The organism is Bacillus sp. ok061, assembly GCF_900108285.1.
Lineage (GTDB): Bacteria > Bacillota > Bacilli > Bacillales > Bacillaceae_G > Bacillus_A > Bacillus_A thuringiensis_S.
This window is the reverse complement of record NZ_FNUW01000045.1, coordinates 20791-36620: the sequence shown is the minus strand read 5'-3', so window position 1 is coordinate 36620 and position 15830 is coordinate 20791. Positions and strand designations below refer to the sequence as shown.

Sequence of the window (15830 nt, the reverse complement as noted above, 5' to 3'; positions counted from 1 at the left end):
TTTTTCCAATTGACGCTCCGAACGAATACCGTAAAAATATCCAATAAACATCATTTTAAATAAAACGATAGGATGGATTGACGGACGTCCATTGTTTTCACAGTAATAAGGGCGTAACTTCTCTTCAATAAAATCAAAACTAATTGTCGCTTCGATCGCACGAAGGAAATGATCTTGTGGAACCAACTCTTCTACAGAAACAGATACACGTTCATCACGATGATTTTTTAAAGCACCCATCATAAAAAATCTCTCCTTTACCTCTTTTTATCAGTGTTGACACATAAAAAGAGGTTCAGACACAAAAACAGGCTGTGGAGAAGACTTTCTCCACAGCCTGGAAAAGAGAGCAGCTACTAAAAGCTGCTCTCTTTTCATTTGTTATTGAACTTTCTTTTTCCAAACACCTAGCATAATAGCCGAGACAATCGTTCCAATTAATATAGACAAAATATATAGTAACGGTTTATTTACTAACGCTATTACAAATAATCCACCATGCGGTGCCGGTAATGTAACTTGGAATAACATAGATAACGCACCTGCAATACTTGAACCAACAACACAACTTACGATTACTCGAACCGGATCTGCAGCTGCAAACGGAATCGCACCTTCTGTAATGAACGATGCTCCCATAATATAATTTGTTAAACCTGATTTACGTTCCGCTTCTGTAAACTTTGATTTAAAGAATGTAGTTGCGAATGCAATCGCAAGTGGCGGTACCATACCACCAGCCATAACTGCTGAGTGTACTCCAAAATTCTGTGCTTCTATTGCAGCAATACCAAACGTAAATGCTGCTTTATTAATTGGACCACCCATATCAATTGCCATCATACCACCTAAAATAAGACCTAGTAATATAGCATTCGTACCATTTAAACCATTTAACCACCCTGTCAACATTTCATTTAATGCTACTACAGGCGGAATTACTACTTTTTGCATTACAACTCCTGTAATCAATAATCCAAAGACTGGATATAACAAAACAGGTTTAATTCCTTCTAATTGTACTGGTAGTCCTGAAAATAATCTTTTTAACCCTAAAACAACATATCCAGCTAAGAAACCAGCAATTAATCCACCTAAAAATCCAGCATTCGCATTCGCCGCTAAAAATCCACCTACAACACCAGGCATAAAACCAGGACGATCAGCAATAGAGCTTGCAATAAATCCAGCTAAAATTGGTACAAGGAATAAAAACGCACCTGTTTTTCCTCCACCAATTGACATGAACAATTCAGCTAAAGGACCTTCCGCCTTTATACCACCAAACGAAAATGCTAGCGCTATTAAAATCCCGCCACCAACAACGAATGGAAGCATATTACTTACACCGCTCATTAAATGCTTATAAATTCCTAATCCTTTTTCTCTCTCAATACTTTCTGATTTCCCATCCTCTTTTACACCTTTAAAGATTGGTGCATCTTGTTTGACAGCTCGTTTAAGCAGATTTTCCGTTTTTCTAATCCCATCAGCAACTGGCACTTGAATGACATGTTTACCAGCAAAACGATTCATTTCTACTTGTTTATCTGCCGCAACAATAATAGCTGTTGCACGTTCAATATCCTCTTTCGTTAAACCGTTTTTAATACCTGTTGATCCGTTTGTTTCAACTTTAATCGCTACTCCTAACTCTGCCGCTTTTGCTTTTAAGCTATCCGCCGCCATATATGTGTGAGCGATTCCAGTTGGGCAAGCTGTAACAGCAAGTACGTACGGTTCATTTCCTTCTGGTTGTGCAACTTCAATCTCTTCTTCTTTTTCATTCTCTTTTTCATCAAATAGTTGAAGAAGCTCACTTTCATCCTTCGCTTCTAATAGTTGCTTGCGAAACCCTTCATCCATTAATAATGTCGATAAACGAGACAACGTTTCTAAATGAGTATTATTCGCTCCTTCACTTGCAGCAATCATAAAGAATAAGTGTGCTGGCTGTCCATCAAGCGACTCATAATTGATACCGCTTACACTTCTACCAAAACAAATCGATGGTTGTTTAACAGCCTTTGTCTTCGCATGAGGTATTGCAATACCTTCCCCTATTCCAGTCGTACTTTGGGACTCCCGCTTTAAAATAGCTTCTTTAAATTCCGTTTTACTATTTAAACGATTTGCCCCGTTTAATTTCTCAACTAGTTCATCTATGACAGCTTCTTTATTTGAAGCTGTCAAATCCATAATGACTGTATCCCTTTTTAATAATTCTGTAATTTTCATATGTTGCTTCCCCCTATCGCTTAGCTACAATTACTTGCGACAATAATTCTTCTACTTTTTCCTTCTCACATAAATCAGCTGAAAATGCTGTTGCACTCCCTGTTGCAACGCCGTATTGAAATGCCTTTTCAATATCCTTTGTCTGTTCATATTTGCCTACAAATCCTGCAACAAGAGAATCTCCGGCCCCAACTGAATTAATTACAACACCTTTTGGAACAGTCGCTTCATATATACCTTCTGCCGTAAATAATAAAGCTCCCTCTCCAGCCATCGATACGATAACGTGTTTTACACCTTGTTCAATTAATTTTCTTCCATAAGGTAAAACGTCCTCTACTGTTGAAAGCTCCACTCCAAACAACTCACCAAGTTCATGATGGTTTGGCTTAATTAAAAATGGCTTATTTTTAATTACATGTTGCAGTGCACTTCCACTTGCATCTACTACTACACGAATACCTTTTTCAGATCCAAACGCAGCAATTGATTCGTAAAAAGTACTTGGAATAGAGACCGGTACACTCCCAGCGAGTACAACACAATCTCCAGGTTGCATACTCTCAATTTTTTTCATTAACCGTTCGAACTGCTCTTTTGTTACAATAGGACCTTGGCCATTTAATTCTGTTTCTTCTTTCCCTTTTATTTTCACATTAATGCGAGTATCTTCATCTACTTGGACGAAGTTTGTTGTTACACCTTCATCATGTAATACCTCTTTAATAAATTGACCAGTAAATCCACCAGTAAATCCAAGTGCTATATTTTTAACACCTAAACGCTGAAGAACACGAGAAACATTAATTCCTTTTCCTCCAGGAAACTTCATATCTTTCTCCGCTCGATTTATTGTTCCTAAATCAAAAGAAGGAACTTGCACTACATAATCAATAGATGGGTTTAAAGTAACTGTATAGATCATTGTTTATCAGCCTCAATTACATTGGTTTGTTTTTTATATTTTTCTAAATCAATTTCTAAATGGTTTGTAATAATATTTGCATCTTCAACATTTGCAATTTTCGCAAACGCAACTTCTGAAAACTTACTTTCATCAATTAAGAAATATCCTTCGTTTGCTAATGTTAATGCCATTTGTTTTAAGAGCGCTTCTTCTGGATCTGGCGTTGTAAAGCCAAGCTGTTCATGTACACCATTTGCACCTAAAAAACATTTATCAAAACGATACTTCTGCATACTTTCCTGTGCCATAGCACCGATTAAAGCTTTCGTCCTACTCTTCATCATTCCACCTAGTAAATACGCACGAATATTATTTTCAACTAAAGCTTCAATATGCATAAGTCCATTCGTAACGACAGTCACATCTTTATTTATTAAAAATGGAATCATTTCAAATGTTGTACTTCCTGCATCTAAATAAATACAATCACCTTGTTCAATAACGCTAGCCGCATAATTAGCAATTTGTTGTTTTATTTGAATGTTTTTGGATGATTTTTCAACCATCGTTGGTTCTTGCCCTTTTCCTGTTAAAACAGCGGCACCACCATGAACTCTTTTTAATAACCTTTGCTTTTCCAATTGTGCTAAATCACGGCGAATTGTCGACTCAGAGCTTTCTGTTCTTTCAACTAATTGCTGTAATTTTACAACTTTCTGTTCTTTTACAAGTTGCAATATCATTTGATGACGTTCAGGAGTTAACATTTTATTCACCTCTTCTTTGATTACAGTATAATGAAAACGGTCACAAAAATCAACCACAAACAATCAAAAATAATCAAAAAACACCCATAAACATTTATAAACAGCAAAAAGAAACCTATTCGATTAAACAATCAAATAGGTTTCTTTTCTAAATTCACTTATAAAGAAGCTTTATATATACTTAAAACATCATCTTTATTTAATTTTTTAAAGTTACCAAATTCACCATACGCCATCGCTTTATTAGCCATTATATCAATTTCATTTTCTCCAATACCGTAATCAGCTAATGTTGCTGGCGCTTCAATTGAAGTCCAAAATTGACGCAGTGCCTTAATTCCTTCTAAAGCCACTTCTTTATCTGTTTTGCCATCTGTTTCTATATCAAATACACGAATAGCGAACTGTTTAAAACGACTTACATTTTCCTCTACAACATGTTTCATCCAGTTCGGGAATAAAATCGCAAGGCCACCCCCGTGTGGTATATCATGAACAGCAGAAACTGCATGCTCAATATTATGAGTCGCCCAATCTCCTTTTACTCCCATCGCTAAAATGCCGTTTAACGCCATAGTACCACAATATAAAATAGTTTCTCTATGCTCATAATTTTCTAAATCACTTAAAAGCTTAGGTGCTGTCTCAATTACTGTTTTTAAAACAGCTTCACAATAACGATCTTGTAGTTCTGTATTCGTTCCATGATGGAAATATTGTTCTAATACGTGCGACATAATATCTACCATACCGTAAATTGTTTGATCTTTCGGTACAGAAGTAGTATGAACTGGATCTAAAATTGAAAACTGCGGGAAAGTAACCGGGCTACCCCATCCATACTTTTCATTCGTTTCCCAGTTTGTAATTACCGAGCCTGCATTCATTTCAGATCCTGTTGCTGCAAGAGTAAGTACAGTACCAAATGGTAATGCCTCATTAGCAAATGTTTTTTTCGTTACAATATCCCATACATCTCCATCGTACTTACTACCAGCTGCAATTGCCTTCGTACAGTCGATCACACTTCCTCCACCAACTGCTAAAATAAATTCAACACCATTTTCTTTACAAATTTGAATCCCTTTCTTTACAGTTGATACACGTGGATTCGGTTCAACACCTGTCAATTCAAATACTTCTGCATTTATATCCTTTAAAATAGAAATTACATTATCATAAATACCGTTTCTTTTAATGCTGCCTCCCCCGTATACGAGAAGAACTTTTTTACCGAACTGTGGAATTTCAGTTTTTAACTGTTCTAATTGACCTTTACCGAAAATAAGTTTCGTTGGATTACGAAATACAAAATTTTGCATATTTCTTTACCATCCCTTCTATATGAAAAGCAACTATACTTTTGTATACCATATTTTTTTCATTTCACAAAAATATTTGCTTAATAAAAAAATCCCAGCCTACAGGCTGAGATTTTTTATTGGTAATAAGGTGAGATCATTAAGTAAACAATAACACCAGATAAACTTACATATAACCAAATCGGCATCGTCCAACGTACAATTTTACGGTGACGTGTTAATTGATTTGTAAAACCAAATACAAGCGCAAACAATGCAAGTGGTACGATAATTGCTGCAAGGATAATATGCGTAATTAAAATAATGAAGTACACATATTTAATGAACCCTTCTCCGCCAAAATGTGTTGCTGGCGCCAAGTAATGATACGATAAATAAGAAACACAAAATAGCAACGTCGTTGTAAATGCTGCGAGGATAAAACCACGGTGCATTTTCACATTCTTTTTAATAATAGAGTATAAAGCTGCTAATAAGAATACGAACGTAAAGCTATTAAAAATCGCATTTAACATTGGTAAAATTGTTACATCAAAATGGACTTCTCCTTCATAGCCAACAGGTCCAAAGAACAAAAATAAAATAATCGCATTTACAATTACAGAAAGCGTTATCACAATAGGAGCATAGCTTTTCTGATTTGTTGATTGATCCACCAAAATGGTCACTCCCTCTTCCTTCAAGTATGTATACATAACCTCACTATTTTAACATATTATTCACAGTGTAAATGTGACAATAGTTTGACACAGCAAGACAAGACAAAGAAAAAAATCCTTCTTAATAAAACTTCTTAAGAAGGATTTTATCGCTTTATTATTCAAATAGCAACGCGATTAATTTTTATTAAAAAATGTATCGCTATATGCTTGAAAAATTTCAGACACTTGATATCCCATTAATGAAATTGCTGTTAATGAAAAGAAACCAATCATAAGAAATCGAAACCACATATAAATCTCCTCCTTGTATTTAGCTTAAAAAACGTTAGCTACCTTACAAGTTGCGTGGCACTCTTCATCATCACTTTCCTTCTTCTTTACAATTGCTGTTATAAATCGAATCATAAAGAAAACTACAAAAGGAAATTGTTCGTAATTCACATTGGCATAGTTTAGCAACGGCTCGCGCTGCACATCGAACGGAGATGAGAAGGAATAGAACATACCTTGCTCTTCCATATATACAATTACAATTTTCATGCAAAATACTATTCCTAGAAACGAAACAATATCTTGCCATTCTGTCGTATATAACAGGTTATACAGCTCTAATACGTACTCTTCCATCATCATCCCCCCTTCCTTTTTTACCATTCTGCTCGCCTTCGTATAAAAAGTCAAGAAAAAAGTTTATATCCACTATGACAATAGTAATTACTTGTTTCTATGATTATATATGATTCTTTTATAGCAATGATTGGGTGTAACTCTCTTCGAAAACAAGAAAATTAGAATCGAACAGATTCCTCATTCTTACTTTTAGGATTCAAAACTGTGCTATTTTTATTTCTATTAAAAATAAAATACGAAAGTATGATAAGAACAGTAACAAACATTGTTAAAAGTGCTTGTGAACGTAAAGAATCAATTGCGAGCATCGCAACTAAAACCACTATAATAGCGGCAATTGTAACATACGTTACATACGGAAAAAGCCACATTTTCACTTTCAAATTTTGTTGTTCCACTTTCCCCATTTTTTTACGCATCTTTAAATGCGAAACTGCAATAACGAGATAAACTAGTAACGCAATCCCGCCAGATGCATTCACTAAAAACAAAAAGACTTTATCTGGAGAAATGTAACTAAAAACAACTCCAATATAAGCGAAGAAAGTTCCAAATAAAACCGCTCGAACAGGAACACCACTACTGTTCAATTTTAAAAATGACTTTGGCGCATCTCCTCTTTCTGCCATTGAAAAAAGCATTCTTGAGTTTGTATATAAACCTGAATTTAAGCAAGAAAGTACAGCTGTTAAAACGATAAAATTCATAATTTGTGCTGCCGCTGGTATTCCTATATGTTCAAGTACAGCTACAAATGGACTTTTTAATATGTTTGCTGAATTCCATGGCAGTAGCGTAACAACTACCGCTATAGACCCAATAAAAAATACAAGAATACGCCAAATCACACTGTTTGTTGCTGTTTTTACTGCTTTTACAGGTTCTGCAGATTCACCAGCCGCTACTGCTACAATCTCTGATCCCATAAATGAAAATATAACAACAGTAATTCCAAGCAATACCGAACTTATACCGTTTGGCATAAATCCACCTTGTCCAATTAAATTCGAAGTGCCGGGTGCTTCTGTTCCTGGAACAAATCCTAAAATAACAGCAAGACCTAGGCAAAGGAACAAAACAATACTTATTACTTTAATAAAAGAAAACCAATATTCAAACTCTCCAAATGATTTCACCGAAAAAACGTTCGTCAACGTTAATAAAATTGTTAATATTAAACTTAATAACCATAGCGGTATTTGTGGAATCCAATATTGGATAATACCAGCACCTGCTGTGGCTTCTATTGCAATAACAATTACCCAGAAAAACCAGTATAACCAGCCTATTGTATAACCCGCCCATGGACCAATTGCTTCTCTTGCATACGTTGCAAATGAACCACTTGTCGGATTAACAGCTGCCATTTCTCCTAGCATTCTCATGACGAAAATGACTAGAAGTCCTGCTAATGCATATGAAACGATAGAACCTGGTCCTGCCGAATGTACAACTGCACCACTTCCAATAAACAAACCAGCTCCTATTACGCCGCCAATTGAGATCATTGTAATGTGGCGTATTTTAAGGTCTTTCTTTAGATTTTTATCCAACTCTTGTACATCCCCTTCCAAACTAAATTTTGAAATTTATGTAAGAGTACTGTGTGAAAGATTTTGTTCTATACTTTAAAATATATCAAAATATTCTGAATTTAACAATTGCAATTCAGCTTCCTTCAAAAATTATTTCATTAGGTTTAATACTTTCCCACACACAATTGTTGAGAAAATTATAGCCCTCTTACAAAAGAAAGAATTTTCAGATATTATTAAATAAACAAGATTATACATCTAGACAACTTTTTGTATAGGAGTGTTGATATGTTAAACAAGTTCAAATTTTTTTGTTGTATTTTAGTAATGTTCTTACTGCTACCGCTATCCCCTTTTCAAACACAAGCAGCAAACAATTTAGGATCAAAATTACTTGTTGGATACTGGCATAACTTTGATAACGGTACTGGCATTATTAAATTAAGAGACGTTTCACCAAAATGGGATGTACTCAATGTATCTTTCGGTGAAACTGGTGGTGATCGTTCCACTGTTGAATTTTCTCCTGTGTATGGTACGGATGCAGAATTCAAATCAGATATTGCTTATTTAAAAAGCAAAGGAAAGAAAGTAGTTCTTTCAATAGGTGGACAAAATGGGGTCGTTTTACTTCCTGATAATGCCGCTAAGCAACGTTTTATTAATTCCATACAATCTCTAATTGATAAATACGGTTTTGATGGAATAGATATTGACCTTGAATCAGGAATTTACTTAAACGGTAATGACACTAATTTCAAAAATCCAACGACTCCTCAAATCGTAAATCTTATTTCAGCTATTCGGACAATCTCAGATCATTATGGTCCAAATTTTCTATTAAGCATGGCTCCTGAAACAGCTTATGTTCAAGGCGGTTATAGCGCATATGGAAGCATATGGGGTGCATATTTACCAATTATTTACGGAGTGAAAGACAAACTAACATACATTCATGTTCAACACTACAATGCTGGTAGCGGGATTGGAATGGACGGTAATAACTACAATCAAGGTACTGCAGACTACGAAGTCGCTATGGCAGATATGCTCTTACATGGTTTTCCTGTAGGTGGTAATCCAAATAACATTTTCCCAGCTCTTCGTTCGGATCAAGTCATGATTGGACTTCCTGCAGCACCAGCGGCCGCTCCAAGTGGCGGATATATTTCTCCAACTGAAATGAAAAAAGCTTTAGATTATATCATTAAAGGAATTCCTTTCGGAGGAAAGTATAAGCTTTCAAATCAGAGTGGCTACCCTGCATTCCGCGGCCTAATGTCTTGGTCTATTAATTGGGATGCAAAAAACAACTTTGAATTCTCTAATAACTATAGAACATATTTTGATGCGATTCCCTTGCAAAAATAATAAAAAACAACAATAGGTTAAATAACCTATTGTTGTTTTTTATTTATGTAAATTACTTTTTCACTTCTACATGATGAAAAGATTCTTTTTCATCTCTTACATAACTATTCACAAGACTTAAAAGTAATTTACCACCAATTAACATTGCTTGTTCATCAAAATCAGCACGTAGCGCTATCGGCTTCCCAGGTCTTCCACCTTCAATTACGCCGATTACCCCTCTACCCCCGATATTTGTTTTCACATTAATATGAAAACTTTTTAAGATTTCAGCTATTTTTCTCGGCGTTTCTATTTCTTGAAACGATAGCTCTGGATATTGATGAAAATCTCTTCGCCATGAAACTATTTGGTTATATAAACTTTCCAATTCTTTATGCCATGTTTCTATCATAGAAATTCCCCTTTCTTTATTTAACATTTTAAATAAAACTTACATAACATTCAGTATTTAATCAATAAAAAAAGAGAACTTTCTCTAAAAGTCCTCCTACTATTCTAGTCACTATTTTGCTTCAACACAAAAACTGAAAGTTCAGGTACACTCCAAAATCTAACAGGCATCCTAGTAGTCCCAATGCCACGATTTACATATAAATATAACGGCTTACTCTTCCCCTCTACTTCATACATACCTTCAACATAGTTCTCAGCTAGTTTGGTAGTAATTAACGGACCTACAAAAGGAATTTGGACTTGCCCTCCGTGACTATGTCCTGACAGTTGAAGATCAACTGGGTAACGATTTATTTTGGTTACAACATCCGGCTCATGTACTAATAACATGTTGAAATCATTTTGTTTCAAGTTTTTTAAAGTTGAATCTATTTGCGGCTTCCCTAATAGAAAATCATCCAAACCTGATATTGTAATATATTTGCCGTTTTCCACTTTAATTTTCTGCACTTCATTTACTAATACAGAAAAACCAGCTTCCTCCATATATTTTTTGTAAAATAAACTACCGCCCCCGCCCCTATCATGATTCCCAAACACAGCATATTTCCCTAAGGGAGCGTAAATTTTCTGCAAAATAGCCTTCGCTTCTTCTCTTTCCGCACTATAAGACCCAAATTTATCTATTAAATCTCCGGTAAAAACTACTATATCTGGATGTAATTCATTCATCTTCTCCACTAAATGTTCAAGTTGTTTCAGTGTAAACTCTGGTCCTAAATGTACATCTGAAAACTGTAATATTTTTTTATTATTAAATTCTTTAGGAATTGCAGAAGCTTCTATTTCATTCCACGTAACTGTTACTAATTTTCGTTCTATTTCTGTCGCATAATAATACAAACTTACTGGTATCATTAATATACTTATAAAACTAATAATAAATATCTTTACGATTGATTTTTTCCGTTCTTTTTTTACATGATTCGTATTCATGTTTTCACCTCTAGAAACACTTTAAATCCTTATTGTTACATTCATGTGACAACATGAACAATGTTATCACATGAATGTAATTCCCTCTCTATTCACTTTGACAATTTTATACAGAAGTCATAACATATTTTTATAATACATAGATTTTCGAAATTTTTTCTATTCATTCCATCATTTTATTACGGAGGGATTATTCATGTCTGTATTTACACCAGAAGAAATTACGGAACTTGCTGCCAATTCAGGAAGGAAAAAAGCTCATTTATCATTGCTCCCTATGCTAATTCTTGGTTTTTTTGGTGGTGCTTTTATCGCATTAGGGTATTTACTTGATATCCATGTTATTGGGACAATGCCAAAATATTGGGGATCATTTTCTAGTTTTCTAGGCGCTGCTGTATTCCCTGTTGGTCTTATTCTCGTTATTCTTGCAGGCGGTGAACTAGTAACTGGTAACATGATGACAGTTTCTATGGCCTGGCTCCAAAAGAAAATTACTTTATTTTATTTCATACGAAATTTAGTTATTGTTACATTTAGCAATTTCATAGGAGCTGTATTCGTAGCCTATTTTTTCGGTCATATCGTCGGCTTAACTGAAGGAGCTTTTTTAGCGAAAACTATTTCTATCGCTCAAGCGAAACTACAAGATACACCATTGCAAGCATTTATTTCTGCAATCGGATGTAATTGGCTCGTTTGTTTAGCTGTTTGGCTCAGTATGGGAAGTAAAGAATTTATCGGAAAGATTATCGGTATTTGGTTCCCAGTTATGACTTTTGTTGCGATTGGATTTCAACACGTTGTAGCCAATATGTTTGTCATCCCAGCTGCAATTTTTGCCGGTCATTTAACTTGGATTGAATATTTTCCAAACTTCATTTTTGTTTTCTTCGGAAACTTAGTAGGAGGTATGTTATTTGTAGCATTACCTTATTTCATATCCTATAATAAGAAACTCCCTTCCAATAAAGAGCAAACTGCATTAAAGAAAAAATCTGTATCCGCTTAAATTGAATGTCTATAAAGTAGCTCTCAAAAATATTACAAATTTCATTTTTTTTACGAATATATGTACGTACACTTGTTCTCGAATGTTTTATACGTTATAATAACAACTTAAATAGCATTATTTACATATGAGGTGAAAAACATGAACAAAACAGAATTAATTAAAAACGTAGCACAAAATGCTGAGATTTCTCAAAAAGAAGCTACTGTAGTTGTACAAACTGTAGTAGAATCAATCACTAACACTTTAGCTGCTGGCGAGAAAGTACAACTTATCGGATTCGGTACATTCGAAGTTCGCGAAAGAGCTGCTCGTACAGGCCGTAACCCACAAACTGGTGAAGAAATGCAAATCGCAGCTTCTAAAGTACCTGCTTTCAAAGCTGGTAAAGAACTTAAAGAAGCTGTAAAATAATGAAAAAATAGCCTTCTCGTTTACGAGAGGGCTATTTTTTCATTACATAATTAATAAAAATCTGACCATTTTGCTGTTTCTTTTGTTCCTTTATGCAAATAAAACCTTTACTTTCAAAGAAAGGTTTTGCTGTAATACTCGCCTCTGTATATATCTCCCCATGCCCCAAGTTTACTGCTTCTTTTTCTAACTTCTGTAGTATGTAGGAAGCTATCCTTTTTCCTTGATAATCTTTATGTGTAAATAAACGATCTACGTAATGCTCATCATTATAATCCCCAAATCCCACTATCACACCGTTATAATCCGCTACATAACTAATATTCTTCTCTAAAGACTGTAACCAGCTTTCTCCCTCTAGTCGATCTGGTGCCCATGCCTGTAGCTGTAACTCATTATAATCTTTTGCATTAACCGTATGAACTGTTTCATAGAACAATTGTAATACTTGATTTAAATCTTCTTTCTGAAATGTTCTAATTATAATATCTTTTAACATATATAAGTCTCCTTACCAAACTACCTCTTAACTTTTCTACTACATAAGATTTAATAATTCTTCTTTATTATATCGTTTTAATTTCTATACGAACAAAAAACAATACTTATTCAAAGTATTGTTTTTTAATTCTATTCAATTACTTAATGTAGTTTTTTAAGATTTTAATTTAACTCTTTGTAATCGTAATGCATTTAATACAACGGATACAGAACTAAATGCCATCGCTGCTCCAGCAACCCAAGGGGCTAAGAAGCCTAATGCCGCAATTGGAATTCCTAACGCATTATAAGCTAATGCCCAGAATAAATTTTGTTTAATATTTCTTATCGTCATTTTACTCATAAAGATCGCATCAGCAATACTATTTAAGTCACCGCGGATTAACGTTATATCCGCTGCTTCCATCGCTACATCCGTTCCCGTTCCAATTGCCATACCAATGTTTGCTGTAGCAAGAGCAGGAGCATCATTTATCCCATCTCCAACCATCGCTACTTTCTTACCATTTCCTTGCAGTTTTTTCACTTCTTCTGCTTTTCCTTCTGGCAATACTTCTGCAATTACGTGATCAATTCCAACTTGCTTTGCAATCGCCTGAGCAGTTTGTGTATTATCTCCTGTAATCATAACAACGTCTAGACCCATTTTCTTAAGCCTTGTGATAGCTGCTTTTGAAGTATCTTTTACAGTATCTGCAACGGCAACTATACCAGCATATTCTTTATCGATTGCAATGAGTATTGCTGTTTTTCCTTCTCGTTCTAGCGCTTCCATTGATTTTGAAACTTCTTCAATATCAATATTGAATTTCTTCATTAATCGACGTGTGCCAATTAATAATTGTTTTCCTTCTACAACTGATTCGATACCGAATCCTGGAATTGCTTCAAACATTTCTGAACTTGGGATATCAATTTTCTTTTCTTTAATGCCTTCTACAATCGCTTCTGCAAGTGGATGTTCAGAATTTCTTTCTGCTGCCCCTACTAATCTAAGCAGTTCATTTTCATTGAATCCATCTGCCACAATTACATCTGTTAACACCGGCTTCCCATTTGTCACTGTACCCGTTTTATCTAAAATAACCGTATCTAACCAGTGCGTTGCTTCTAAATGCTCTCCACCTTTAAATAAAATACCATACTCAGCCGATCTTCCTGATCCTGCCATAATAGATGTAGGCGTTGCAAGACCTAATGCACATGGACATGCGATAACAAGTACGGCTATCATTTTCTCAAGTGCTCCGCCAAAATCACCAGGTGTAACAAATATCATCCATACTGCAAATGTGATAATCGCAATCACAACTACAACCGGTACGAAAATACCTGAAATTTGATCTGCTACCCTTTGAATAGGAGCTTTTGAACCTTGTGCCTCTTCTACTACTTTAATAATTTGAGCTAATGCAGTATCTCTGCCTACTTTAGTTGCTTTCACTTTTAAAAAACCATTTTTATTCATTGTCGAACCTATTACTACATCCCCAATTGACTTATCAACAGGAATACTTTCACCCGTTAACATCGATTCATCAATCGCTGACTTACCTTCTACAATCTCACCATCTACTGGTATTTTTTCACCAGGCTTTACATAGACGATATCACCAGCTACTACTTCTTCAATCAAAATTTTTATTTCTGTTCCATCTCGCACTACTGTAGCTGTCTTCGCTTGTAAACCCATCAATTTTTTAATCGCTTCTGATGAGCGCCCTTTTGCTTTCGCTTCAAATAATTTACCTAAAATAATTAATGTAATAAGTACCGCACTCGTTTCAAAATATAAATCTGTCATATGTTCCGAAGAACCAATAGATTGAATACTTAAATATACACTATAGAAATAAGCGGCAGACGTTCCAAGCGCCACGAGAACATCCATATTAGCACTTTTATTACGTAACGCTTTATAAGCCCCAACATAAAACTGTCCACCAATGATAAATTGAACAGGAGTTGCAAGTGCTAGTTGCACCCAAGGGTTCATTAACATATCTGGTAAATAAATAAACGACGTAAATGAGAAATGACTAACCATTGCCCATAATAATGGGAAAGATAAAATAAACGAAATAATAAACTTCTTCTTTTGTCTTTCAATTTCTTGTAATCGATGATCAGTTGATGCATCTTGATCATCTGGTTTCACTTCTAATTTATATCCTAGCTTCGTAATCGCGCTCTTCATTTCATTTACATTAACTTCATCAGGATTAAAGTCTACTGTGGCTGATTCTAAAGCAAAATTTACTGTCGCCTTGTTCACACCATCTAACTTATTTAAACGCTTTTCAACTCTATTTGCACATGCTGCACATGTCATTCCTGAAACAGTAAATTCAGCTTTATCACTTACAATTCCATATCCTAATGATTCAACTTTTTCTTTAAATTGTTGCGGATTTGTTTTAGTTGGATCGTACATTATTTTTGTTTTTTCAAGCGCAAAATTTACATTTGCCTCATGAACACCTTCTACTCTTTTTAGACCTTTTTCAATTCTATTTGCACATGCCGCACATGTCATTCCTGATATTTGAAGATTGGCCTCTTTTTTTTCATCCATGTCTCTCACCTCTATATACCCTTATGAGGTATAATTATTAGCAAAATAAATCGTACTCCATTTAAAGTACGATTTATTTCCATATCTAAAAATAATTATTGAACATCGTATCCTTGATCTTCGATTACAGCAACGATATCTTTTAATGTTACAGCAGACGAGTCGATAGTAACTTCAACAGTTCCTTCTGCTAATTGAACCTTCACTTGTTCAACACCGTTTAGCTCTTTCACACTGCTTTCGATAGCATTTACACAATGTCCACAAGACATACCTTCAACTTGTAATGTTAACTGTTCCATTTAAAATCCTCCTCTTGTTTATTCATTGTTTGTTAATCACAATTACATCTTACCATACCCCCCTAAGGTAATCAATGGTTTTATATCATGATTTTTCAATTATTTTCTAAAAGTTTATTTTACACACACTTTTTCACTACAATACACCAAAATCCAATATAAGGGTAAACAAAAAAACAAGCCAGTTAAATACTAGCTTGTT

General features: G+C 34.7%; 15 protein-coding genes and 1 pseudogene. 3 read left to right on the top strand and 13 right to left on the bottom strand.

Annotation, left to right across the window (positions count from 1 at the left end):
- The 8 genes from C4S65_RS31690 to gabP form a co-directional block, all read right to left on the bottom strand.
- The coding region (locus C4S65_RS31690; RefSeq protein WP_142391538.1) for a transposase at positions 1-243 on the bottom strand (243 nt) is incomplete at its 3' end.
- Positions 244-381: 138 nt separating this feature from the next.
- The gene (locus C4S65_RS31685) at positions 382-2238 is read right to left on the bottom strand and encodes a PTS fructose transporter subunit IIABC (protein WP_061666427.1); all 1857 of its coding nucleotides are present in this window, start codon (positions 2236-2238) and stop codon (positions 382-384) included.
- 13 nt (positions 2239-2251) lie between these two features.
- Positions 2252-3163, bottom strand: coding sequence for a 1-phosphofructokinase (gene pfkB / locus C4S65_RS31680; protein WP_000640855.1), 912 nt, complete (start codon positions 3161-3163; stop codon positions 2252-2254).
- On the bottom strand, positions 3160-3912 hold the full coding sequence (locus tag C4S65_RS31675) for a DeoR family transcriptional regulator (RefSeq protein ID WP_016080598.1): 753 nt from the start codon (positions 3910-3912) through the stop codon (positions 3160-3162). The genes pfkB and C4S65_RS31675 overlap by 4 nt, the downstream gene beginning before the upstream one ends.
- A gap of 158 nt (positions 3913-4070) precedes the next feature.
- A complete protein-coding gene (locus C4S65_RS31670) occupies positions 4071-5234 on the bottom strand; it encodes an iron-containing alcohol dehydrogenase (RefSeq protein WP_001179092.1) in 1164 nt (387 codons plus the stop codon).
- Positions 5235-5350: 116 nt separating this feature from the next.
- Positions 5351-5893 (bottom strand): DUF420 domain-containing protein, encoded by a 543-nt coding sequence (locus tag C4S65_RS31665; RefSeq protein ID WP_000228316.1) that lies wholly within the window; start codon positions 5891-5893, stop codon positions 5351-5353.
- Between the two features lie 318 nt (positions 5894-6211).
- Entirely contained in the window at positions 6212-6550 is a 339-nt protein-coding gene (locus C4S65_RS31655) for a hypothetical protein (RefSeq protein WP_003271231.1), read from the bottom strand.
- Between the two features lie 134 nt (positions 6551-6684).
- A complete protein-coding gene (gene gabP / locus C4S65_RS31650) occupies positions 6685-8079 on the bottom strand; it encodes a GABA permease (RefSeq protein ID WP_061666426.1) in 1395 nt (464 codons plus the stop codon).
- Between the two features lie 270 nt (positions 8080-8349).
- On the opposite strand from gabP, the gene C4S65_RS31640 reads away from it, so the two are divergent.
- Complete coding sequence (locus C4S65_RS31640; protein ID WP_061666425.1) at positions 8350-9432, top strand: chitinase; 1083 nt, start codon at positions 8350-8352, stop codon at positions 9430-9432.
- Positions 9433-9586: 154 nt separating this feature from the next.
- On the opposite strand, the pseudogene C4S65_RS35515 reads toward C4S65_RS31640, so the two are convergent.
- Both C4S65_RS35515 and C4S65_RS31625 read right to left on the bottom strand, forming a co-directional pair.
- Positions 9587-9826 (bottom strand): annotated as a pseudogene (locus C4S65_RS35515) (amidohydrolase); the annotation flags it as partial.
- Between the two features lie 104 nt (positions 9827-9930).
- A complete protein-coding gene (locus C4S65_RS31625; protein ID WP_061666424.1) occupies positions 9931-10824 on the bottom strand; it encodes a metallophosphoesterase in 894 nt (297 codons plus the stop codon).
- Between the two features lie 196 nt (positions 10825-11020).
- On the opposite strand from C4S65_RS31625, the gene C4S65_RS31620 reads away from it, so the two are divergent.
- Entirely contained in the window at positions 11021-11836 is an 816-nt protein-coding gene (locus C4S65_RS31620; RefSeq protein ID WP_061666423.1) for a formate/nitrite transporter family protein, read from the top strand.
- Between the two features lie 141 nt (positions 11837-11977).
- A complete protein-coding gene (locus tag C4S65_RS31615) occupies positions 11978-12250 on the top strand; it encodes an HU family DNA-binding protein (RefSeq protein ID WP_001043904.1) in 273 nt (90 codons plus the stop codon).
- A 31-nt stretch (positions 12251-12281) separates the two neighbouring features.
- Here the strand turns inward: C4S65_RS31615 and C4S65_RS31610 are convergent, their stop codons facing one another.
- From C4S65_RS31610 to copZ, 3 genes are all read right to left on the bottom strand, one after another.
- Positions 12282-12749 carry a GNAT family N-acetyltransferase gene (locus C4S65_RS31610; protein ID WP_061666422.1) on the bottom strand — a complete coding sequence of 156 codons (468 nt, stop codon included), beginning with the start codon at positions 12747-12749 and terminating at the stop codon, positions 12282-12284.
- A 156-nt stretch (positions 12750-12905) separates the two neighbouring features.
- Complete coding sequence (locus C4S65_RS31605) at positions 12906-15326, bottom strand: heavy metal translocating P-type ATPase (RefSeq protein WP_103945800.1); 2421 nt, start codon at positions 15324-15326, stop codon at positions 12906-12908.
- Between the two features lie 95 nt (positions 15327-15421).
- A complete protein-coding gene (gene copZ, locus C4S65_RS31600) occupies positions 15422-15628 on the bottom strand; it encodes a copper chaperone CopZ (protein WP_000436973.1) in 207 nt (68 codons plus the stop codon).
- Between the last annotated feature and the right edge of the window lie 202 nt (positions 15629-15830).